Here is a 22,272-nt window from a genome sequence, read left to right on the forward strand (position 1 = left end):
TTTATTAAGCTCCATAGGAGCAATATGCTGCGGCTTTTGGGATTAGTTAGATTAATGTGCCCATACTATCCTTTGGGAATTTGCATACTCCGCAATCTATAATCTACAATATCCCTAGTAACAATCTGTTAATAATTGTCCGTTTTCTTTATATTCAGACAAACTTTTGGTTCCGTTTGCCCTACATAACTCATCCAGTATCATTTCGACGTCTTTTTGCATAGCAAGAGAGCCGCAAATCATAATGGCACCGCCCTGTTGTAATAACCCCATAAAAAAAGCTGTATCCCTTCTGATTAAATCCATGACATAAATACGTTTGTCCTCTCTTGATAAGGCCACATTAAAATGGATAAGCTGTTCTTTTTGTATCATAACTTTAGCAAACTTTTTATAGGCCAGCAGTGTTGGGGTTTCCATTCTGAATCCGCTGTATAAATGAATTTCTTTTTTGGCTTTATTTTGTTCGATCATTCCTAAGAAAGGTGCGATTCCGGTTCCATTGGATATAAAAGCTACCTTTGATGCTTTCTTTGGAAAATGAAAAGCATGGTTGTTGATAATTCTAGCTTTGATCGTATCGCCCGGTTCCAAATTATTCAGATATCCAGAGCCTAACCCGTTCGGGTGTAGTTTTACTACTAACTGCACATTTCCGGAATGGTTTCCAATCGAGTAGAGGCGTTCCCTTGAATCATTGGCAGGGTAAACAGCGAGAAGGTCACCGGAAGCAAATTTTGTTCTGCTGCCGGCTCGTAAAGTCAGAATAAAAGTATGTTCAGTTTCCGAAATCGGGGTTTTGTCCAGAACCATTAATTTTTGCAGGCCTTTCGGAACATGATTGTATAAAGATGGCGTAACGGCTAATGGAATTCCGGTTTTATCACTCCACAATTTAACCCATTCCGTAAATTCAACTGCCGATTTATCGTTTACGGTCTGAAGTTCTAAGAAACGTTCTGTCCAGTTCTGGTTTTCCAGAAGCTGATCGATTTCAACAGCAAAACCGCAAAAATCAGGGTAGGATTTTGAACCAAAACCCACTACTGAAAACTGAATTTTTTGTTCCTGATCCTGTTTTTTCAAAAGCGTCTTAAATTTAGCCGCATTTGAAGGGGCATCTCCTAAACCATGAGTGGACGTAAAAACAATAATATGTTCTGCCTTTGGGAAAACCGAATAACGGTTTAATTCCGTAATATGAGCTTTATGTCCCTGACTTATTAATTGCTTTAAAATGGCATTGGCAAATCTAAAAGAACTTCCGTTTTCTGAACCGGCCAAAAGGATAAAAGTGCTTTCATGGGCCTTGAATTTATTTTTAATCCGGCTGGATCTTCTTTTTAAAGTAATCGCAAATCCGGAATAAATAAAGAAAAGGATATTGATACAGGCAATAGCCAGAATAACAGCCCAGATTCCGTTTATTCTTCCGGTATGAAGGTCCAGACTTAAGGCAGATAACTGTACCGTAAAAGGCGAGTTTTTTTCAGAAAGTATAGTTCCGTCAACCTGATTTACTTCAATTTCACGGTCTTTCAACTCGATGATATAGTATTCTTCGGGATCATCGGTAAAAGGAAATTCAATTTTTTTTACATCTGATAAAAGGGTAGTTTTAAAAACCGAAGTTTTTTTGGCTTCCGCTGAAAGGACTGTTTTTACAGGTTTTGCTTTTTCTTCGCCCATAAAAAAGTTGAATCTTTCCAGCGATAAATAAGTTCCGGTAAGGGCAATAATCAGAATTGGGATTAAAGCAAGACGTCCCAGAACAACATGATAATATTGGGCAAAGTATTCTTTTACGATTTTGGAAAAGAAATTACGGATGCCTTTCTGTCTTTTAAGGACGAGTACAAAGCCCGAGATCGAAATCAGTAATAAACAAAATGAGATGACACCCACAAAAAAACGCCCCGCTTCATGAAGGAAAAGCGAACGGTGCAGACTTGTTACCCATTTGATGAATTCATTTTTTTTAAGGGGTGATCCCAGCGTTTTTCCGGTATTTGGGTCAATATAAGCGTGGATATCATTTCCGTCTTCATCAATAGCCTGTAAGGTTACAAACTGATTGTAATCGACACTTAATTCTGTAATTTCGGGATACGCTTTTTTTAAAACAGGAAGTGTCTGTCCTAAAGTGATTTGATTAAAATTTTCAGCTTTGTACGGAAGTGTTTTTTCCTGAGCTGCGTCGATCGCCAGAATGATTCCGGTGACAGAAGCCAAAAGCAGAAATATCGAAGAAAACAAGGCTAAAGCCAAATGTGCATAACGCCAGAAAGAAAGAGTCATTGAATGTATTCTAGAAATGTAACTAAATATGCAAAGCTTTGCCAAAGTTTACAACTTTAGCAAAGCTCTGATTTCAATTTTAAGCAGAAAAAAAGAATTCATGCTTATAATTAGGTTAAAAAATGATAAAGTAAAAATTATATTTTGACAAGTTTTACATATTTGATGTAACCTTTACCATCTGTTTTTTCGGCAAGACCTTCTGTTGAAAGCGGAATTTCAAGATCGCTTACATAGTATTTCTGGTCTTCCACTGCTGATTCAAAACGCAGTTTGTATCCTTTATTTATTTTAGAATCTTCGATTTCTATTGTTGTTACGCTGCGGTCTCCTCCGGTAACTGAAGCTCCTGTTTTAGCGCTGATATCTTCAGATTTCTGAGAGTGGAATTTGTTCCATTCTTTTAACGATTTGTACCATTTTTTATCGTCACCCATTACATAAAGTGTTTTTTCGTAAGCACCGCTTGGATTAATAAGCGAAACCACAATATAAGCACCTTCTCCCATATAGTTTGACATTTGAAGCATGCATTTGTATTTACCTGACTGTGCATTTACCTGAAAAGAAAAAAGGCAGATAAGCGTACTCGTAAGAGCGATTTTGAATATAGATTTCATATTTTTTTTTAATTAGAATTTGGAATTTGGAATTTGGAATTTGATTTATTTTAAATTCTTATTTTAAAAACTCTACAGAGACATTATTTTTGGTAAGCAGTTCGTTTTCTTTTGCCAGGGCATAAGCAGTTTCATCAAACTCTGTACTGATGTCTTTTTTGGCTCCTATAGAAACAAGATATTTTAAAACAGCATCATCTTTGGCAGTCATGGCGGCTCTGTGTAAAGCTGTTAAACCGTCTTTATTTTTAAGATTAACATCTGTTTTTAAAGCATAGATTTTTTTAAGAAGTGCTATGTCATTTTTAGTAACCGCTAAATGAAATAAAGTATTGCCGTCTTTTTGCGCTGCGGCCAGATTTAATCCTTTTTCCTCAAGTAATTTTGCTTTTGCATCAAACGGATCAGCAGTTTCTTTATCTCTTCCGGCAGGTCTGTAAGACTGAACTAAATAAACACCAAGGTTATTTCCGTCCTTATCTTTTACATTTACATCGGCACCTTTGCTTAAAAGTAAAGTTACAGCTTCTGGTGTTCCGTATCTTACGGCATTTGTTAAAGCAGATTCGCCTTTTAGGTTTTGTGCATTTATATTTTTGGCAGTAGGAAGTAAAAGTTCCAGAACAGCTGTTTCTCTTGCCGAAGCAGCGGCCATTAAAGGGGTGTTTCCTTCTTTATCGGCTTTGTTGGCATCAGTTCCTTTACTTAAAAAGTATTTTACAATTTCAGCCTGATTTGGTTTTCCGGCTAAAATGTGAAGTACATTTTGTCCGTTTTTATTCTGTGCTGTTGGTTTTAGTTTAACCTCTTCAACCAGATATTTATAAGTTTCGATTGTATTAGTTTCTCTACGGCTTCCCTGAGCAGCTGTAAAAAGAGCACCATCATTTGGTTTTACGCCTTTTGCTAAAAGTTTTTTCAAAAGATCAATATTACCAGATCTTGCGGCATAAGTAAAAGCAGTGTTTCCGTCGCTGTCAGTATCTTTAAGAGACATTCCTTTAGTGGCAAAATAGTCAGCAGCTTTTAATTCTTTATCAGAAGGAATAGCTAAAAGTAATAGGTTAGCGCCATTTGCATATTTTTTCTTAGGATCGATTCCGGCTTTAAAAAAAGCTTCATACAAAGCAGGATTCGATTGTCCGTTTGAAGCGGCAAAGTCAACCGGAGTTGTACCATGCGAATCTTCAAATTTAATGTCAGAACCTTTTCCAATTAAGTACTCTACTAATTCAGTATTGCCTCTGTAGGCGGCCCAGTGTAAATAAATACGATTGTCGTGAGTTAATTTTGTGATCGAATTACCCGGCTGGTCCATTAAGAATTTGATAGTAGCAAGTGGTGCGTCATTATTGATGGCCAGAGTGGTCACATCAAATGCGTTGATATTGGCTTCTGCCGGATTGTTTCCCTTTACGATTTCAGCTTTAACTGTTTCTACAGTAGGAGAAGTTTTCCAGAATGACTGTTCCAGCAGGGTATTTTTTTGCTGTGCATTAAGGAATAAAACGGTCGTTAAGGCCAAAGAAATAAATAAATTCTTTTTCATATTGTGTTATGTTGTTGTCCGGAGCATGAAGTCCGTGAATTACTGTTGAGGAAATTGTCTATTTAGAATAAATCAAAATAATCGCAAATGTATAGATTAATATTTTTATTGCAACTTTTATTGGCTGTAAAAGTTTAATTCTAATGATTTTTTAATACTCTTTAGGGTTTCGCTCAACTTGTTTTGCTACTATATCGTTTGATAAAAATCTAAGACTGTAAATTTTAAATTTAGTTTAATAACTGTTTAATTTTTTTTATTATTTTTTAAGTTAAAATATTGATTATTAGTTTTTTATTGTTTTTATGAATCAAACATTTTTGTTTTAAGCCGTTCCTTTCAGCGTCATTGGTCAAGTCCTTTCGGGCTAAAAACTGACGTTTTGAATGGAGGATAATTTGACAGAAAATCGCCATTTTTGAAAGTAGGCTGTTGATAACTGTTTTTTTATTGGAGATAATATGGAGACTTTTTTTGTTGACAAGTCTATTTAGATTTAGTATAAATAACTGATAATTGGGCAACTACGGAAAATTATGCCACTGTTAATAAATTGTTTTTTTAATGATTTCAGGAGTCCGTTTTCGCTGTTGATAATTGATCGGATTTTTAACATCAAAATCTGGATTAAAGAAGATGGAGGGGTTAATTTTGTAAGTATAGAAAAACGCAGTTATCCCTCCCCAAATCCTGTTGGTTTTCTATTCTGGATTAGTCACCGATAAATACTATATAATATGTCTATATTTGATAAAAGAGTCAATTATAAACCTTTCGAGTACCCGGAGGTTTTACAATTTACAGAAGCAATAAATAAAGCGTATTGGGTTCATACTGAAGTTGATTTTACTGCTGATACTCAGGATTTTCACGCACATTTGACCCTTGCAGAAAAAACAGCGGTAAAAAACAGCCTTCTGGCCATTGCGCAGATTGAGGTAGCGGTAAAAAGTTTTTGGGGAAATATTTACGAACATTTTCCAAAACCGGAATTTAATGGTTTAGGAACCACTTTCGCCGAATGTGAATTCAGACATTCTGAAGCGTATTCACGTCTTTTGGAAGTGTTAGGCTATAATGATGAATTTGAAAAGCTGCTGGAAGTGCCGGTGATACGCCGTCGTGTCGATTATCTTTCCAATGTTTTAAAAGATACCCGTTCTCAGGATAACCGTAAATATATGGTATCACTGATCTTGTTCAGTATTTTGATTGAAAATGTTTCTCTTTTCAGCCAGTTTGCTATTCTGCTTTCTTTTACCAGATTTAAAGGGTACATGAAAAATGTAAGCAACATTATTGCCTGGACCTCTATCGATGAACAGATTCATGCCAACGGTGGGATTTATATCATTAACAAGATCAGAGAAGAATTCCCGGATTATTTCGACGCAGATACCTTAGAATTGGTTAGGGAAACGGTTAAAGATTCTATTGCTGTTGAATCGGACATATTAGACTGGATATTTGAAGAAGGTGAAATTGAAAGTATTAAAAAAGGGGATCTGGTGAATTTTATGAAATTCAGAATCGACGAAAGCCTGAAACAAATTGGTATCCCGACAATCTTTAATGTTAATATGGAAGATTACAAAGCTTTAGCCTGGTTTGAGGAAGAAGTTTTTGCCAACAGCCTGGATGATTTCTTTGCGAAACGTCCTGTAGAATATACCAAACACGATAAAAGTATTACGGCAAACGACCTTTTCTAAAAGCACAATAAATTATGAATACAATAGATACAAATGAAGTAAATAGTCTTCCACAAAATGAAGCAGGAGCAAAAATGTGGTGGAAGAACTCAGAGAGTGAACAAATTTTAAATCGCGGTTATCTTCTAAAAGGTGAAACGGTGGAAGGTGCAATTGACAGAATCTGTACTGCCGCCGCAAGAAGATTGTATAAACCGGAATTAAAAGAATCTTTTGTAGAAATGATCGAAAGAGGCTGGATGAGCATCAGTTCTCCGGTTTGGGCTAATATGGGAACCGAGAGAGGTCTGCCAATTTCTTGTTTTAACGTACACGTTCCGGATAAAATTGAAGGGATTACACATAAATTGGGTGAAGTAATCATGCAGACTAAAATTGGCGGAGGTACATCGGGTTATTTTGGTGAATTGCGTGAACGCGGAAGTGCTGTAACCGATAACGGAAAAAGCAGCGGGGCAGTAAGTTTCATGAAACTTTTTGATACGGCTATGGACACAATCTCTCAGGGAGGTGTTCGTCGAGGTGCATTTGCTGCTTATCTGGATGTCGATCACCCGGATATTGAAGAGTTTTTAAAGATTAAAAGCATCGGAAATCCAATTCAGAACCTGTTTACCGGAATCTGTGTTCCTGATTACTGGATGCAGGAAATGATTGACGGAGATGCAGAAAAAAGACAAGTTTGGGCAAAAGTTTTAGAAAGCCGTCAGCAAAAAGGATTGCCTTATATCTTTTTTAGTGACAACGTAAATAAAAACAAACCGCAAGTTTATAAAGATCAAAATCTTAGAATTAATGCCAGTAATTTGTGCAGCGAAATTATGCTTCCGTCAACTCATGACGAATCATTTATCTGCTGTCTTTCTTCTATGAATTTAGAACTATATGAAGAATGGAAAGATACTGAAGCTGTAAAACTGGCCATCTTTTTCTTAGACGCTGTTTTACAGGAATTCATCGAAAAAACAGAAGGAAACTATTACCTTTCTGCAGCTAATAAATTTGCCAAAAGACACCGCGCATTAGGTTTAGGTGTTTTAGGATGGCATTCGTACCTGCAGAAAAATATGATTCCGTTTGAAGGAATGGAAGCTAAAATGAAAACCACTGAGATTTTCAAACATATCAGCGACAAAGCCGATAAAGCAAGTCAGGAACTGGCAAGAATTTATGGTGAACCAGAATTGTTAAAAGGTTACGGAAGACGTAATACCACAACAATGGCAATTGCACCTACAACTTCATCTTCTGCTATTTTAGGACAGACTTCGCCAGGTATTGAACCTTTCAGCAGTAACTATTACAAAGCCGGATTGAGCAAAGGTAACTTTATGCGTAAAAATAAATACCTTAAAAAACTGCTTGAAGAAAAAGGTATAGATAACGAAGAAGTCTGGAGAGGAATTATGCTAAATGGCGGAAGCGTGCAGCATATGGAAGAATTGACTCAGGAAGAAAAAGATGTTTTTAAAACATTTAAAGAAATCAGTCAGTTGGAAATTGTGCAACAAGCTGGAATTCGTCAGAAGTTTGTAGATCAGGGGCAGAGTTTAAATCTTAATATTCCGGCAGAATTGGCTATTAAAGATGTAAACCGTTTAATGATTGAAGCCTGGCAGCAAGGGGTTAAAAGTTTGTATTACCAAAGAAGCCAGAGTGTTTCTAAGGAGTTGGTTACAAGTCTTGTTTCTTGTAGCAGTTGTGAATCATAATATAAAAAAGCTGAATCTAAAATAAGATTCGGCTTTTTTATTGTTAATTAATAACTACTTGTCAATGTCAACAAAGGAAACATCTCCTAAAAATAAATCCATAGGAGAACACAATTGAAACGCCTTTTTTAAGCTTTTGTACTATGTTTCTATGTGTTTAAAAACTACAGAACCTTAGACTTCAGCCTGCTTAAAGTTTCCTGCGAAATGTTAATATACGAAGCCACAATTTTATTTGGAAGTCTTTTTACGATCGTTGGATTAATTTTCAAAAGCTGATTGTATCTTTCCAAAGCATCCATGGTTGTAAATGACATTAATCTATTCGCATTATTTACATAAGCTTTTTCCAGATAATTACTGTAAAACTCACGCCATTGCGGAATAATTTTCATTAAATGATTAAAATTCTCATGGCTGATGGCCAGTATTTCTGATTTCTCAATAACCTGAATATTTTCCTGAGCAGGTTTTTTGGTTATGAAACTAACCAAAGCTGTTGCCATTTGATTCTCAAAAGCAATATATCGGGTAACGTCTTTTCCTTCTTCATTAATAAAAAAAATACGTACACAGCCTTTCCCAACAAAATAAGTCTGCTGACTGATTTGTCCCTGAGCAAGCAATATCTCGTTTTTGGTTTTCTTTAAAGGTTTAAAACAGGATAGAATCGTATTTAGATCTTCGTCTGAAACGTCAATGTTTTTCCTGATGTAATTACTGAGCTGTTCGTATATCATTTTTGTTGTAATCTCGCACGAATTTACGGTAATAGATAATATCTTCGACTGATAAAACTATTAAATCGTGCTTTTGGGCAAAACTGACTATTTCGTCTAATTTTGCCATTGTACCATCTTCATTCATTAATTCGCACAGAACAGCTTCTGGTTTTAAATCGGCAAGTTTCATTAAATCGACACTTCCTTCGGTATGGCCGTTTCGTTCTAAAACGCCATTATTTTTGGCTCTTAAAGGGAAAATATGACCAGGTCTTGCTAAATGTTCGGGCTCAGCATTCCAAGCAATTGCCGTTTTTATTGTAGTAATTCGGTCCACGGCAGAAACTCCTGTTGTAACTCCGTTTTTAGCTTCAATGGTAATCGTGAAAGGAGTTTGAAAATGGCTGGTGTTTTCTTGTACCATATAAGGAAGTTCCAGCTGATAGGCTTTTTCATTGGTTAAACACAAACAGACAATACCGCTGCATTCGCGTATCATAAGGGCCATATCCGAAACATTCATATGTTCTGCCGAAAAAATCAAATCGCCTTCGTTTTCCCGGTTTTCGTCGTCAATTAAAAGTATTCCTTTTCCGTTTTTAAGTTGTTCCAAGGCATTTTCAACTCTTTTTTGGCTTGTGATTCCAAATTGCAACAACGGACTTATTTCTGTATTTATCATGATAATATATTTTTAATAAAAAGGATATCAAATGTACAGTGGTCCGGCTGGCAAAAGTTTGATATAAGTCAATAAATCGGCCTTCTTTTTCTAATGATATTTTAATTTAGTTACAAAAATCTTAATTTAGTCCTCGAAATTTCAATTCCAAAATCGATAAACACCGCCTGTTAAATGGAGAATATTACCGTTATTATCATGCTGCTTTTTGGCGTAGCATTTTTAAGTCTTATTAGTAAAAGATACAATTTTCCTATACCAATTGTTTTAGTGCTTTGCGGTGTAATTATCAGTGCTGTTCCCGGACTTCCCGTTATTGCATTAAGTCCTGAAATTGTTTTTATTATCTTCCTGCCTCCGCTTTTGTATCATGCGGCATGGCATACCAGTTGGTCTGATTTTAAGCAGTCGATTCGTCCGATCACTTTAGCAGCCGTTGGTTTAGTTTTTTTTACGACCGGATTGGTTGCTGTTGTAGCACATTGGCTGATAGACGATATTTCCTGGCCGCTGGCATTTTTACTTGGTGCCATTGTTTCACCTCCGGATGCTGTTTCGGCAACAGCGATTACAAAAGGTTTAGGATTAAACCCAAGGTTGATCGCTATTCTTGAAGGAGAAAGTCTACTGAATGATGCAAGTGGTCTTGTGGCTTATAAATATGCTTTAACAGCGATTACAGCAGGAAATTTTGTTTTGTGGCAGGCTGGGTTTAATTTCGTTTTAATGTCAGTAATAGGAATTGCAATTGGTTTGGCTATTGGTTTTGTAATGTATTATATTCATAAAAGATTTGTTTGTGATGATATTATTGAGGTGACACTTACGCTGCTGACGCCATTTTCAGCTTATCTGCTTGCAGAGCATTTTCATGGTTCAGGAGTTTTGGCAGTAGTAACTACAGGACTTTTTCTTGCTGCCAGATCTGGTACTATTTTTTCTCATGAAAGCCGAATTATGACCAATACGATATGGGATGTTTTGAATAATATTCTGAATGGTTTAATCTTTATTTTAATCGGACTGCAGTTGAGACAGATAATGGAAGGAATAGGCAGTTATTCCGGAACTTCTTTGCTTTTGTGGGGAGCTGTTATTAGTGTAGTCGTAATTCTTGTTCGTTTTCTATGGGTTGTTCCCGCTACGATGTTACCACGAATGTTTAGTAAACGAATACGATCCAAAGAAGAATTTGATTATCGTAATATGATTATTTTTGGCTGGTCGGGAATGCGTGGCGTGGTTTCGATGGCCGCTGCTCTGGCACTTCCGTTAATGCTTAATAAAACAGAAGAATTTCCGCTTCGTAATCTGATTATTTATCTGGTTTTTTGTGTGATATTGTCCACTTTGGTTATTCAGGGACTTACGCTTCCGTGGTTGATTAAAAAACTGAAAATTGAGCGTTATTCTATTTTAGCAGAAGAATACGATATTCGAAACAAAATAGTTTCTGAAACAATTACGCATATCGAAGATAATTTTTCTTTATTGGATGATGAATTGCTTCATAATATTAAAAGTAAATACGAAGTAAAGTTTAATCGACTGCAAAAAACAGAACTTCCGGCTAACTTTTTTGGAAACGGAAAAGTATTAGGCGGACAGATTTTTAACGAGTTTACCAGAGTTCAGATTGATCTTTTAAATGTAGAGCGCAATAATCTGGAAAGTATGCATAAAAAAGGATCAGTTAACGAAGAGATTTTCCGTAAAATAGAAAAGGAACTGGATTTGGAGGAAACCCGTCTCTGGATGGAAATGTACGAAGAGTAACGGCTTTGATTTTTGTAAACAACAGTAAAAATTATGTAATAGTCTTGATATTCAGTTTTTTAAATTTATAATAATAAAAATGAATACAAACTGTAAAATAATATAATTATGAAAACAATCTTAAATACGAAAACAGCCTTACTGATCCTGTTAACGGGACTGGCATTTTCCTGCAAGAAGAATGAAACAACTATAGAATCCGGATCGATAGATTCAACAGAAGCTATTATTGATACTGTCGGACCGGAAATAGATACTACAACGGTTGATACCGTTCAGACTGTAAAAACAGACAGTATCAAAAAATAAAGTATTACAATTAAAATTAGAAAACCTGTAGTGAATTTTCATTACAGGTTTTTTTATTTGATTACCTTTTAATCATTTATTTTTAATGTTTTTTTAATATTACCAAACCTTAAGGTAAAAAAAATCGTATAAAGTAATAAAAACAGTTCGTTTTATTTCAGGTAGGATTTCTACTAATATTGTTTTTTAAATACAAATAAAACTGAGTTTTTTTAAGGATTTGTAAATTAGGTTTCTTGTTTTGGGTTCTTTTTAGAGATATTGAGAGAAATTGCAGTCATATTTGAAGATAACTTAAATTTACATAGCTTTGTTTTTTTAGTGCAAATCAGCTTTAAGTTTTTATTTTGGAAATAAATATAGTTTTAGAAGAACTCCAAAAACAAAACATGACTGTTTATAAAAATGTTTTTAATCGTTTTTATAAAGAGCTGGTAATGTATGCCCATAATTTTTTGTACGATCAGCAGGCCAGTGAAGATATAGTACAGGAAGTATTTATCGCACTTTGGGAAAATGCCGCCAGTATCGAAATCAAAACTTCTTTAAAAGGTTATCTGGCTGCCATGGTACGAAACCGCTGTCTGAACTACTTAAAATCCTTAAAGATTACTGATGATCTCAATCTGATCGATTTAAACTCTATGCTTGTTCTGGAAGATGATTTCGATTTAATTTCGGAAGAAGAAAAAAACATCCTCTACAATCAGATTTTAAAAATCATAGAAACTTTTCCCGAAAGTATGCAGCAGGTTTTCAAACTGAAATTTCTTGAAAACTACAGTTATAATGAAATTGCAGACGAATTAGGGATTTCCGTAAACACCGTTAAAACACAGCTGCAGAGAGCAAAAACCAGAATCAGTCAGTCGCTGGCTGTCATTTTAGCTTTATTAGCAGCCCGTATGTAAGAAAACTGGCTGACTTAGTGTTAAATTTAATTTTTTCTTTATTTTTTCTTAAAGTTTTGTCACCCATTTAGAGGATTCGCTTGTCTTAGTTATAAATTACATCAAGTAATTGTTAATTTAAAAGAATTCTCAAAATGGAATTTAAACTGATCATAAAGAAAATAAACGATACTCTCAGCCCCGAAGAAGAATCAGTTTTTGCTGCATGGTACAATGAGTCTGACTCAAACAGGGAATATTTTGAAAGAGTAAAAAGGAATTATCAAAACGAACTTCAGGAAATTGATGTTGAGGCTGCCTGGAACGTTATTGATAAAAAGATTACCCCGGAAAGAAGAAGGAAATCCTATTACAAATATGCCATTGCAGCATCGGTGGCATTATTGGCGGGTATAACCTACTATTCCAGAATTAATACAATAACGACTACTACCGGTACTAAAATTGAAAATGCAGCTGCGGCTGAAAATTCAAATGATATTGTACTAACGCTTTCTGACGGATCAAAAGTAGTTTTGAACGAACAGAAAAACGGAGTAGTAGCCAGTCAGGAAAATGTGGTGATTACTAAGGATAAGGACGGACAGATTCGTTATGATGAAAGTTCGGCAGACCATAAAGGGAAAGCCACTTATAATACACTGGTTACCCCAAATGGAAAGACTTTCCAGGTTGCATTACCTGACGGAACTACGGTTTGGATGAATGCCGGGTCGTCTTTAAAATACCCAACTTATTTTGAAGGAACCGAAAGAACGGTTGTTTTAACCGGAGAAGCCTACTTTGAAGTAGCCCATAATGCCCAAATGCCTTTTAAAGTTTTTTCAAACGGGCAGGAGGTAGAAGTATTGGGAACCCACTTTAATATCAGGTCGTATCAGAACGAACCGGTATTGAAGACTACTTTGTTAGAAGGAAAAATCAAAATTACCGAAGGAGAAAATTCAACACTCGTAAAACCGGGTCAGCAGATCGTAGTTTCATTAGACAAACATTCTATGAGAACTAGAGAGATAAATGCCGAACTGGCCATAGCCTGGAAAAACCGATTGTTTTATTTTGAAAATGCCCGATATGACGAAATCATGCGTGAAATTGAAAGATGGTATGATGTCGACGTGATTTATAAAGGTAAAATACCGGATGAGCGTTTTGAAGGCGCGATACAAAAAGACTTAAAATTAAATCAAGTATTAAAAATGCTTGAAAGTAATGATATTCACTTTAAAGTTTCAGGAAAGGAGGTGATTGTGACACAGTAAAAATGTGAAACAGGAGCCTGCGTAAAAAAAATACCCAAAGTGTTCCCGCACCTTGGGTATGTAAAGCGTAGTCCTAAAATAAAATTTAACCGATCCTATTTTATTAACCAGCCGATTCAAAAGTAATGAATTTTTTAACTAATCAAAAATTAAGTCAGTACCCGAATTCAGCCCAAGAAGGAGAATTCAGGTCTATTACATTCAATAATTTGAGAAAACTATATCTTATATTATTTATGATGCTTGCGTTAACCTCTGTTGCGCAGACCAATAAAACCGTTACCATCGAGGGAACCAATCTTACTTTTCAAAAAGTGTTTGCCAGTATTACCAAGCAGACAGGATATGTTTTCTTTTATAATGTCAAAATTCTTGACAAAGCAAAACCGGTAAATGTAAACATCCAGAAAAAAAGTATTTCAGAAGCATTAGAAATTGTTTTTGACGGACAGCCGTTTGTTTTTAGCATTCAGGATAAAACCATTGTGGTCACTTCTACGACTTCAGATACAAAGTCAACAGGCGCTATCGAAGTTAAAGGACGCGTTTTAAACCAGCAGAAAGAACCTTATCCGGGAATTAATGTCTGGGTAACCGGAACCCGAATTGGTGCCGTAACAGATTTTGACGGAAGTTTTACTTTACACGGTGTACCTTCAAATGCTGTTATAGAATGTTCAGGATTAACAATCGAAACCACCCGTTTAGCTTTGGACGGACAGTCTAATGTTGTGATTACAGCTAAGGAAAAAGTTTCTTTAATGAACGAAATTGTGGTAAACAATGGTTACCAGAAAATTGATAAAAAACGTTCAACAGGTTCTGTATCTGTAATTACAGCCAAAGATCTGGAGAAAATCCCGGTTTCAAACGTGATGCACCAGTTAGAAGGACAGGTTGCGGGTTTGGCCATTGATGTTCTCGATTCTGATAATACTTTTGTTTACGGAAATTTATTTGGAGAACAGCAGGGAAAATCCAGCTACAATTTCAGGATTCGAGGACAGTCTACTTATAATGCCAACAGCATGCCGCTGATTATATTAGACGGAACGCCTACTGAGTTGGATATCAGAACGATTAATCCAAAGGATATTGAAAAAATTACCTTTTTAAAAGATGCCGCAGCAGCTTCTATTTACGGAGCAAGATCTGCTAACGGTGTGATGGTAATTGAAACCAAAAAAGGAAAAAAAGGAAAAACAAGATTCAGTGCTTCCCAAAATTTTGCTATTGCCAATAAAACGTCTTTATCACGTCTGCCTTTACTAAATTCCTCTCAGGTTTTAAATCTGGAGCAGGAACTGGTAGACAAAGGTCTTATATCTGATCCGGCCATGAATTCCAGTTTGTACAGTTCAACACCGGTAAGTCAGGGAGTAGAATTAATGTTTCAGGAAAAGAGAGGAACCATTACGGCAGCTCAGAAAGAAGCGCAGCTGGATATTTTAAGAGGAAGAGATAATTACGATCAGATTACAAAATATTTGATGAGACCTTCGGAGTCCAGTACTTATGATTTCTCTTTCAGCGGAGGAGAAAACGATTATTCCTATTTTACATCGGCTTCGTTTTCTAATGAAAAAACTCAGGCGGTTGGAACAGGTGGAAAACGTATGACGTTTACAGTAAATCAGGATTTTAAACTGCTGAATTATTTAAAAGTAAGTACCAGTTTAAAAGGATCCATTTTTCAGTATACGCAAAATGGTTTAGGTTTATCACCGCTTGGAGCTTCGCTGACTACTTATCTTCCTTATGACCAGATTGTAGATGCCAATGGAAATTCTGTTTCTTATGAAAGACGTTTTTACAGCGCGGATGCTCAGAATCTGCAAAATCAGGGATACCTGCCATGGACGTACAATTACATGGATGAACTTAACAATGCTGATAAAACTTTAAAAGAACAAAATTATTCAGCTAATATTTCGGTTACAGCCCCTTTATTTAAAGGGTTAGATGCTGTGGCGACTTATTATGTCGAAACTTCAAATCTTGATAATAGAAATTATTCTAACATTGATACTTATTTTGCCAGAGATGTTATTAATCAGTATACTTCTATAAATACAGCAACAAACGAATTAGTACACGGAGTTCCGCTGGGCGGGATCAACCAGAGTTCAAGATTTGGTAAAGACAGTTATACCGGAAGAGGACAATTGGTTTATAACACTACAGTGGCAGATAAACATTCTATCGATGCTCTTGGAGGTATAGAGTTCAGACAAACCAAAGAATTAACGCAGACCGGAACCTTATATGGTTATAATGATACAGCTCAGACTTCTATTGACCTGCCTTCTAATACCCCTAATACCGTTTATGGCTATGCTCAGGGGCTTAGTTACAATAACAGTCTGAAAAATCAAACCCGTCGTTTTTTGTCTTACTATGGTAATGCAGCTTATACCTACGATGGAAGATATACCGTTTCCGGAAGTGCCCGTTTAGACGATTATAACAATTTTGGGGTAGATAAAAGTTACAGAAGAACGCCATTGTGGTCAACCGGTTTTAAATGGAATATTATTAAAGAAAATTTCATGAAAAACGTAACACTGTTTGACAACTTAAGTTTTAGAGCAAGTTACGGTTATAACGGAAATATCAGTTTAAATACTTTTCCTTTTACCAATATTTCACTGGCAGATGTAGATACTTTTTCACAGCAGCCTTATGCTTTTATTTCGGCAGCTGCCAACCCGTCTTTGCGTTGGGAAAAAACAGGAATTATGAACTTTGGTCTGGATTTCAGTCTGCTTAACTACCGCTTAAACGGAACCATTGAGTACTACAGAAAGAACAGTAAAGATCTGATACAGGAGTTTCCGGTTACCCCGTTTTACGGTATTCCAAACAGTATGTTAGTTCGAAATACCTCTACTTTAGAAGGACACGGAATAGATTTTAACCTGAACGGTTCAGTTATTAAAACTAAAGATTTCGGACTGGATTTAAATTTAGTAACCTCTTATAATACAAACGAAGTTACGGATTCCAGATATTCTAATTTTAGTAATATCCTGAACGGATCAGGAAGTACAGCTCCGCTTGTAGGATATCCTTCTAACAGTATTTTTGCTTTTAGAAATGCAGGTTTAAATGCTTCCGGTTCTACTCAGGTTTATGATAAAGACGGAAACATAGTACAGTCAACTACCATGCTGACTAATATTGAAGACATGAAATTTATGGGAAGTTCTGTTCCTAAATATTATGGAAGTTTAAGTGCCAATGTAACTTATAAAAAGCTTTCATTATATCTTCTGGCTACTTACAAATTAGACTATGTATTGTTTAAACCTACGTTTGACAGTTATGTAACCCGCTACAATACTTTTGCAAAATACGATCTGAATTCAGATATAGACAACAGATGGAGAAATCCGGGAGATGAAGCCACTACTAACGTTCCGGGCGTAAGAGGACTTACAGGTTATAGCTACGGACGTTACAGATTCAGCGATAACAAAGTAATTGACGGGGATCACGTACGCTTTAAGGAAGTATCTTTAAAATACGACTTATCAGAACTTTTTGCCCATACTTTTATTGACAATGCCTCATTAGTTTGTTCAGCAAGAAATATTGGGATCATCTGGAGAAAAAACAACGATAATTTAGACCCTGATTTCCTTCCCTATACTGGCAATAATATGAAACTGCCGCCATCGGCTATGTATTCAATGGGATTCAATTTTAATTTTTAAAAGCTGTAAACGATGAAAAAGTATTTAATAACAGGAGTTTTAGCAGCATTTTTAATAAGCTGTGACAATTATGTAGATATAGTAACAGAAGGAAAACTGATTCCTAAAGAAACCGTAAATTACAGATACCTTCTGCAGGGAGCGTCAACTTTTAATAAAACGTATTCTTTAGTTGATGTTGCTTCAGATGATATTGTAATGAGAGATGATCATGCTTCGTATTTCGATCTGTATTATTCCGGTTCCGCTTATTACAAACCTTTTTTACAGACCTATAAATGGGCTGATGAAATTATTCCGGTTGGGGAAACCGACAGTGATATGAATTCGTTATATGCTGAGTTGTATACCTGCAACGTAATTATTTCGGAAGTAATGACCAGTCAGAACGGTACCGATGCAGAACGTCTGGCAATAAAAGGTGAAGCTCAGGTTCACAGAGCTTACATTTTTCTGAATTTAGTAAATGTATTTGGAAAAGCTTATGATCCGGCTACTGCCTCAACAGATCCGGGAATTCCGCTTTTAACAACTCCAACTGTAACCGATAATATAACCAGAGCTTCTGTAAAAGAAGTATACGATCAGGTAGTAAAAGACTTAACCGAAGCCGCAGCATCAGGATTAAAACCGGTAAATACGGGAAGAAACGTCGCTTTCCCGTCAAAAGCTTCTGCTCATGCGCTTTTAGCCAGAACCTATTTGTATATGGGCAATTATACAGAGGCGCTTCGTAACGCTGAGTCGGCTCTGGCTTTGCAGAATAGCGTACTCAATTTAGAGGATTATCAAAGTGCAGGAGATTACGGCTGGCCAAGAACGTTTGAAGATCCTGAAATCATACTGGCCAAACAGTCCAACAGTTATATGTATTCGCCGACACTTTTATCTTTAAGCGATGAATTATTAAATTCATTTGATACTAAAGATTTAAGATATCAGTTATACACCAGACCTTTAACCGATATGACGTTTGGAAGCCTGACACAGGGAAGAGCTTTCTGTAAAGAACTTTTATCGGGCGACGGACGTAATGCCGGACCTTCAGTTCCTGAAATGTATGTTATTAAAGCAGAATGTGAAGCAAGAGCCGGAAATGCAGCAAAAGCCATGACCACTATTAATACGTTACGAAAGAAACGTTTTAAAGCAGCTGAATATACGGATTTAACAGCAGCCGATGCTGATGATGCTCTTATAAAAGTGCTGGCTGAACGCCGAAAAGAACTAATGGGAACAGCAGGATTCAGATGGGCCGACTTAAAACGCTTAAACAAAGATCCAAGGTTTGCTAAAACCATTACACATAAATACTTAACGGAGACTTTTACAATTGAACCAAACGGAAATCGTTATCAGTTTCCATTTGCAGCGATTTACTTTGATTATGCTCCTGACTTAGAGCAAAACAACTAAAAAAGGTATTGATTCAAAAATAGCACGTTCAGGTTTCCCTGAGCGTGCTTAAACAAAAGAAAAATGAAAATATTACAACTAGCAGCACTTTTTTTAAGTGTTAGTGTGTCTTCGTATGCACAAGAAGCAAGAAAATTTGATGTTTCTCCCAGAATTCCAAAAGCCGGAGAAGAAATTACCATTACGTATGATCCTGCCGGGACTGTTTTGAAAGATGCTAAACAGGTTTCAGGAAGAATATACACACATGGAAGCTTTAAATGGAAAGCAGCCGATATTACTTTAAAACCAACAGCCGATAAAAAATGGCAGACTAAAATAAAGCTTAGCGACGATGCCGCCTTAATTAGCTGTGTTTTTATTTCAGATACTTTAATCGATAAAGGAGGAAAAGATACTTACAGCTGGATGCTGGAAGCTTCAAAAGGATCTTATCTGGGATGGGGAATTCTTAGAAATCAATCTTTTGCAGATGAACACCCTAATTTTTTGGATCCTGTTTCGAATATTAACGATACCATCAGTCTGATGTGGGTTAAATATGAATTACAGCATCATCCGGAAAGCCGTACAGATGTTTTTTATGAAGGTTTAAAACTGACTAAAAGTGTTAAACCTATTGACATGACCAAACCTATTAAAGGTGAACTAAAATTTGTTTTAACAAATACTTTGAATAATGTACAGCAGTATAAAGTACAAAAAGCACTAAATCTTTTAGATCAGCAGGCCAATAAAGCTTTTATAGATTCTGTTCAGAAAGTAATGGTAACCACATACCCTAATGGTGTATGGGCCCGCGATATCGAAATTAAAAAGATTTTTACTGAGGCTGATTTTGATAAAAAAGTAAAATTATACGAAACTTTCGAGAAAAATTTCCCGCAAAGTAATTTTCAGGATGTTCTGACAGATATTGAAAGCCTTTATTACGATAAAATGTTCAAGAGCATTGCTTATGGTTATATCGTCAATAAAAAAGATTACAACTACGCTATAAACAGTGTAAACAAAGTTTCGTACACTAATTTAATAGATTATGCCTGGCATCTGGTAGGAATTCCGTTTGACAGAGATCAGGAAGGCAGCGAAAAAGCAAATTTAGAAACTCTGAAAAAATATGCAGATGCTATTATTGCCGAAATGGAAAAAAGAGAAGCTTACTTACCAAAAGATAAGATAGGTGAACTGTCTTTATCTCAATGGCAGGCGCTGGCGTTAGAATACGGTACGAGAGAATACTTCACTTATGCCAAAATTCTGGAAATTTTTAAAAACTATGATTTAGAAAGAAAATATCTGGATAAAATTAAACCGGTAATGGGGTACAAAAACGCTTCTTATAACGAGGTGTACAGCAGAATGCTTTTAAGAGAAGGGAAAACAGCCGAAGCCAAAGAGTATATGGAGCTTTCGGCCAGAAAAAATCAGATTACACCGGCCACCATTGCTTCTTTAAAAGAATTGTATATAAAAGAAGGTAAAAAGGAAGCCGATTTTGAAGCGTATTTACATTCATTAAAAGCCGACAGTAATGAAGAACACAAAAAGAAACTGATTTCGGAATTAATCAATCTTCCTATCAGTGGATTTGATCTCGAAAGCAGCAGAGGCGGAAAAGTAAAACTGGCCGATCAAAAAGGTAAGATTGTGATTCTAGATTTCTGGGCGACCTGGTGCGGGCCTTGTAAAAATGCGATGCCGGGAATGAATATGGCCGTGAACAAATACAAAGCCGACGAAAATGTAAAATTCTATTTTGTAGATACACAGGAATATATCAAAGATTTTAAAGCGCAGACGCAGGCTTTTATTAAAGAAAAGGGATTTGATTTTACTATTTTATATGATGGTAAAAATCCAAAAACCGGAAAATACGACGAAGTATATGAAAAATACGCAAAGGCCTTTCATTTCTCCGGAATTCCACAGAAAATGATCATCGATCAAAACGGAAAACTGAGATGGCAGTCTACGGGGTATTTTGGAAGTCCAAGTGCACTGGCTGATGAAATTTCGATTATTGTAGACTATTTAAAAGCTGAGAAAAAGTAATTTAGTTAAACGTAAGATAATGAAAAAGGGTATTTTTTTATATCTCAGCATAGTAGTATTGTGCTGTCAGACTGGTTTTTCGCAGACCATCTGGCAGGGACAATACCATTCGTACCGTATTATATTTTCGGGCGATATAAACAATCCTAAAGATTCCCTTTTATTGAGTATTCCCGAATTATCTTATGATTCGCTCAAAATCGGGATCCGAAAAGAGAAGGACAGTATTTACCTCAGAAATGAAATGTATAATTTTTCGTTTAAAGGAACATATAATGCCGATAGAATGGCTATTTCAGGGATTTTTAATAATTATTCGATTCCCAATGCGGCCATCGTTTTAAAAAAACAAACCGAAATACAGCCTTTGTTTTTTGCCCAGCATCCTCAGAAACCCTATCCGTATGAAGTGAGGAATTTTACCTTTACAGGAAAAAACACTAAACTGACTTACGGGGCGACGCTGACACTTCCGAAAAACAAAAAGAAATACCCGCTTGCGATCCTGATTTCGGGAACCGGACAGCACGACCGTAATTATACGTTTATGGGAAGGGAATCGTTTACTGTTCTGGCAGATTATCTGGCCCGAAACGGAATTGCTTCGCTTCGTGCAGATGACCGCGGATTTGGCAAAACGACCGGAGATTTTGAAACCGCCACCACCGGAGATTTTGCCGATGATATCGATGAAGAAGTTGCGTATTTAAAAACAGATAAAAACGTTGATGCCTCTTATGTGGGCGTTATTGGCCACAGCGAAGGCGGTATGATCGCTTCGATTGTAAGTTCAAGAAACAAAGATGTAAAATTTATGATCAGTTTATCAGGAGTAGGAGTAAGCGGTCTCGAAATGCTGAATTTACAAAATACAGCCATTTTAAAAAGTTTCAATTTTACAGATGAAGTAGTGGCCAAACAAATGGAATTGTACAATATTCTTTTTAAAGCTGTTTACGATACCAAAGATAACGAATCAGTAAAACCCGTTATGGAAACGAAATTAAAGGAATGGATGCAGCAGCAGGATTCGGTTACTTTAAAGAAAGTACAGCTTTGGGACGGACGCGACCAGACTTTTTTATACCGTTATTCTAAAGATGCCGACAGAAAATGGTATCGTTATACCATTCATTACAATCCCGAAAACTATCTGCCTAAAATCACGATTCCGGTTCTGATTGCCAACGGAGATAAAGACATTCAGGTACCCGCCGTTGAAAATATCAACTCATTTAAGAAATATCTTAAAACCAAAGATCTGACTACTACAATCTATCCGGGACTAAATCATATGTACCAGCATTGTAAGACTTGTACACAAGGAGAAGCCAAAGAACTCGATGAGGTTTTTGCCCCGGAAGTACTCGATGATATTGCCAAATGGATTTTAAAGCGTTATAAAAAATAACCCTGAAAATCAGATTTATTTAAACATATAGAAGCTTTGTATTAAAAAAACGATTCTGATCTAAACTCCTAAATTAGGGGTTAGAATGGGGTTCCATTGATCTTCTTTTCAATATAAAATC

At 36.1% G+C, this 22,272-nt stretch carries 15 protein-coding genes; 10 read left to right on the top strand and 5 right to left on the bottom strand.

Translation table 11 applies throughout. From position 1 onward, the window contains the following. Nucleotides 1-114: 114 nt before the first annotated feature. The 3 genes from ACODST_RS12080 to ACODST_RS12090 all read right to left on the bottom strand — a co-directional run bounded on the left by ACODST_RS12080 (nt 115) and on the right by ACODST_RS12090 (nt 4,467). Nucleotides 115-2,298 (bottom strand): PepSY domain-containing protein, encoded by a 2,184-nt coding sequence (locus tag ACODST_RS12080; RefSeq protein ID WP_488932357.1) that lies wholly within the window; start codon nt 2,296-2,298, stop codon nt 115-117. Between the two features lie 137 nt (nt 2,299-2,435). Continuing rightward, nucleotides 2,436-2,918: a DUF2271 domain-containing protein gene (locus ACODST_RS12085; RefSeq protein WP_488932358.1), complete on the bottom strand. Its 483-nt coding sequence runs from the start codon at nt 2,916-2,918 to the stop codon at nt 2,436-2,438. A 58-nt stretch (nt 2,919-2,976) separates the two neighbouring features. Next, a complete protein-coding gene (locus ACODST_RS12090) occupies nt 2,977-4,467 on the bottom strand; it encodes an ankyrin repeat domain-containing protein (RefSeq protein WP_488932359.1) in 1,491 nt (496 codons plus the stop codon). A gap of 737 nt (nt 4,468-5,204) precedes the next feature. On the opposite strand from ACODST_RS12090, the gene ACODST_RS12095 reads away from it, so the two are divergent. Both ACODST_RS12095 and ACODST_RS12100 read left to right on the top strand, forming a co-directional pair. Beyond that, a complete protein-coding gene (locus ACODST_RS12095) occupies nt 5,205-6,179 on the top strand; it encodes a ribonucleotide-diphosphate reductase subunit beta (protein WP_488932360.1) in 975 nt (324 codons plus the stop codon). 14 nt (nt 6,180-6,193) lie between these two features. Further along, nucleotides 6,194-7,891: a ribonucleoside-diphosphate reductase subunit alpha gene (locus tag ACODST_RS12100; RefSeq protein ID WP_488932361.1), complete on the top strand. Its 1,698-nt coding sequence runs from the start codon at nt 6,194-6,196 to the stop codon at nt 7,889-7,891. A gap of 164 nt (nt 7,892-8,055) precedes the next feature. Here ACODST_RS12100 and ACODST_RS12105 read toward each other — a convergent pair whose 3' ends face one another. Next, nucleotides 8,056-8,631: a Crp/Fnr family transcriptional regulator gene (locus ACODST_RS12105; protein WP_488932362.1), complete on the bottom strand. Its 576-nt coding sequence runs from the start codon at nt 8,629-8,631 to the stop codon at nt 8,056-8,058. After that, nucleotides 8,609-9,295 carry a 3,4-dihydroxy-2-butanone-4-phosphate synthase gene (gene ribB / locus ACODST_RS12110; protein ID WP_488932363.1) on the bottom strand — a complete coding sequence of 229 codons (687 nt, stop codon included), beginning with the start codon at nt 9,293-9,295 and terminating at the stop codon, nt 8,609-8,611. The genes ACODST_RS12105 and ribB overlap by 23 nt, the downstream gene beginning before the upstream one ends. A 174-nt stretch (nt 9,296-9,469) precedes the next feature. On the opposite strand from ribB, the gene ACODST_RS12115 reads away from it, so the two are divergent. From ACODST_RS12115 to ACODST_RS12150, 8 genes are all read left to right on the top strand, one after another. Further along, nucleotides 9,470-11,071: a Na+/H+ antiporter gene (locus ACODST_RS12115; protein ID WP_488932364.1), complete on the top strand. Its 1,602-nt coding sequence runs from the start codon at nt 9,470-9,472 to the stop codon at nt 11,069-11,071. A 108-nt stretch (nt 11,072-11,179) separates the two neighbouring features. Beyond that, on the top strand, nt 11,180-11,380 hold the full coding sequence (locus ACODST_RS12120; protein WP_488932365.1) for a hypothetical protein: 201 nt from the start codon (nt 11,180-11,182) through the stop codon (nt 11,378-11,380). A 347-nt stretch (nt 11,381-11,727) separates the two neighbouring features. Next, nucleotides 11,728-12,291 carry an RNA polymerase sigma factor gene (locus tag ACODST_RS12125; RefSeq protein ID WP_488932366.1) on the top strand — a complete coding sequence of 188 codons (564 nt, stop codon included), beginning with the start codon at nt 11,728-11,730 and terminating at the stop codon, nt 12,289-12,291. A gap of 134 nt (nt 12,292-12,425) precedes the next feature. After that, nucleotides 12,426-13,553, top strand: a complete 1,128-nt coding sequence (locus ACODST_RS12130) for a FecR family protein (protein WP_488932367.1) — start codon at nt 12,426-12,428, stop codon at nt 13,551-13,553. Nucleotides 13,554-13,678: 125 nt separating this feature from the next. Next, a complete protein-coding gene (locus ACODST_RS12135) occupies nt 13,679-17,269 on the top strand; it encodes a SusC/RagA family TonB-linked outer membrane protein (RefSeq protein WP_488932368.1) in 3,591 nt (1,196 codons plus the stop codon). Nucleotides 17,270-17,281: 12 nt separating this feature from the next. Next, entirely contained in the window at nt 17,282-18,685 is a 1,404-nt protein-coding gene (locus ACODST_RS12140) for a RagB/SusD family nutrient uptake outer membrane protein (RefSeq protein ID WP_488932369.1), read from the top strand. Nucleotides 18,686-18,748: 63 nt separating this feature from the next. Next, nucleotides 18,749-20,740 carry a TlpA family protein disulfide reductase gene (locus ACODST_RS12145; protein WP_488932370.1) on the top strand — a complete coding sequence of 664 codons (1,992 nt, stop codon included), beginning with the start codon at nt 18,749-18,751 and terminating at the stop codon, nt 20,738-20,740. Between the two features lie 19 nt (nt 20,741-20,759). Continuing rightward, entirely contained in the window at nt 20,760-22,151 is a 1,392-nt protein-coding gene (locus ACODST_RS12150; protein ID WP_488932371.1) for an alpha/beta hydrolase family protein, read from the top strand. Nucleotides 22,152-22,272 lie beyond the last annotated feature (121 nt).

The organism is Flavobacterium sp. FG19 (assembly GCF_057809475.1).

What these genes read in the sequence shown, in the direction of transcription:
- ACODST_RS12090 (WP_488932359.1), bottom strand. Translation starts at nt 4,467, where the DNA reads ATGAAAAAGAATTTATTTATTTCTTTGGCCTTAACGACCGTTTTATTC.
- ACODST_RS12105 (WP_488932362.1), bottom strand. Translation starts at nt 8,631, where the DNA reads ATGATATACGAACAGCTCAGTAATTACATCAGGAAAAACATTGACGTT.
- ACODST_RS12140 (WP_488932369.1), top strand. Translation starts at nt 17,282, where the DNA reads ATGAAAAAGTATTTAATAACAGGAGTTTTAGCAGCATTTTTAATAAGC.
- ACODST_RS12130 (WP_488932367.1), top strand. Translation starts at nt 12,426, where the DNA reads ATGGAATTTAAACTGATCATAAAGAAAATAAACGATACTCTCAGCCCC.
- ACODST_RS12080 (WP_488932357.1), bottom strand. Translation starts at nt 2,298, where the DNA reads ATGACTCTTTCTTTCTGGCGTTATGCACATTTGGCTTTAGCCTTGTTT.
- ACODST_RS12120 (WP_488932365.1), top strand. Translation starts at nt 11,180, where the DNA reads ATGAAAACAATCTTAAATACGAAAACAGCCTTACTGATCCTGTTAACG.
- ribB (WP_488932363.1), bottom strand. Translation starts at nt 9,295, where the DNA reads ATGATAAATACAGAAATAAGTCCGTTGTTGCAATTTGGAATCACAAGC.
- ACODST_RS12145 (WP_488932370.1), top strand. Translation starts at nt 18,749, where the DNA reads ATGAAAATATTACAACTAGCAGCACTTTTTTTAAGTGTTAGTGTGTCT.
- ACODST_RS12115 (WP_488932364.1), top strand. Translation starts at nt 9,470, where the DNA reads ATGGAGAATATTACCGTTATTATCATGCTGCTTTTTGGCGTAGCATTT.
- ACODST_RS12135 (WP_488932368.1), top strand. Translation starts at nt 13,679, where the DNA reads ATGAATTTTTTAACTAATCAAAAATTAAGTCAGTACCCGAATTCAGCC.
- ACODST_RS12100 (WP_488932361.1), top strand. Translation starts at nt 6,194, where the DNA reads ATGAATACAATAGATACAAATGAAGTAAATAGTCTTCCACAAAATGAA.
- ACODST_RS12095 (WP_488932360.1), top strand. Translation starts at nt 5,205, where the DNA reads ATGTCTATATTTGATAAAAGAGTCAATTATAAACCTTTCGAGTACCCG.
- ACODST_RS12150 (WP_488932371.1), top strand. Translation starts at nt 20,760, where the DNA reads ATGAAAAAGGGTATTTTTTTATATCTCAGCATAGTAGTATTGTGCTGT.
- ACODST_RS12085 (WP_488932358.1), bottom strand. Translation starts at nt 2,918, where the DNA reads ATGAAATCTATATTCAAAATCGCTCTTACGAGTACGCTTATCTGCCTT.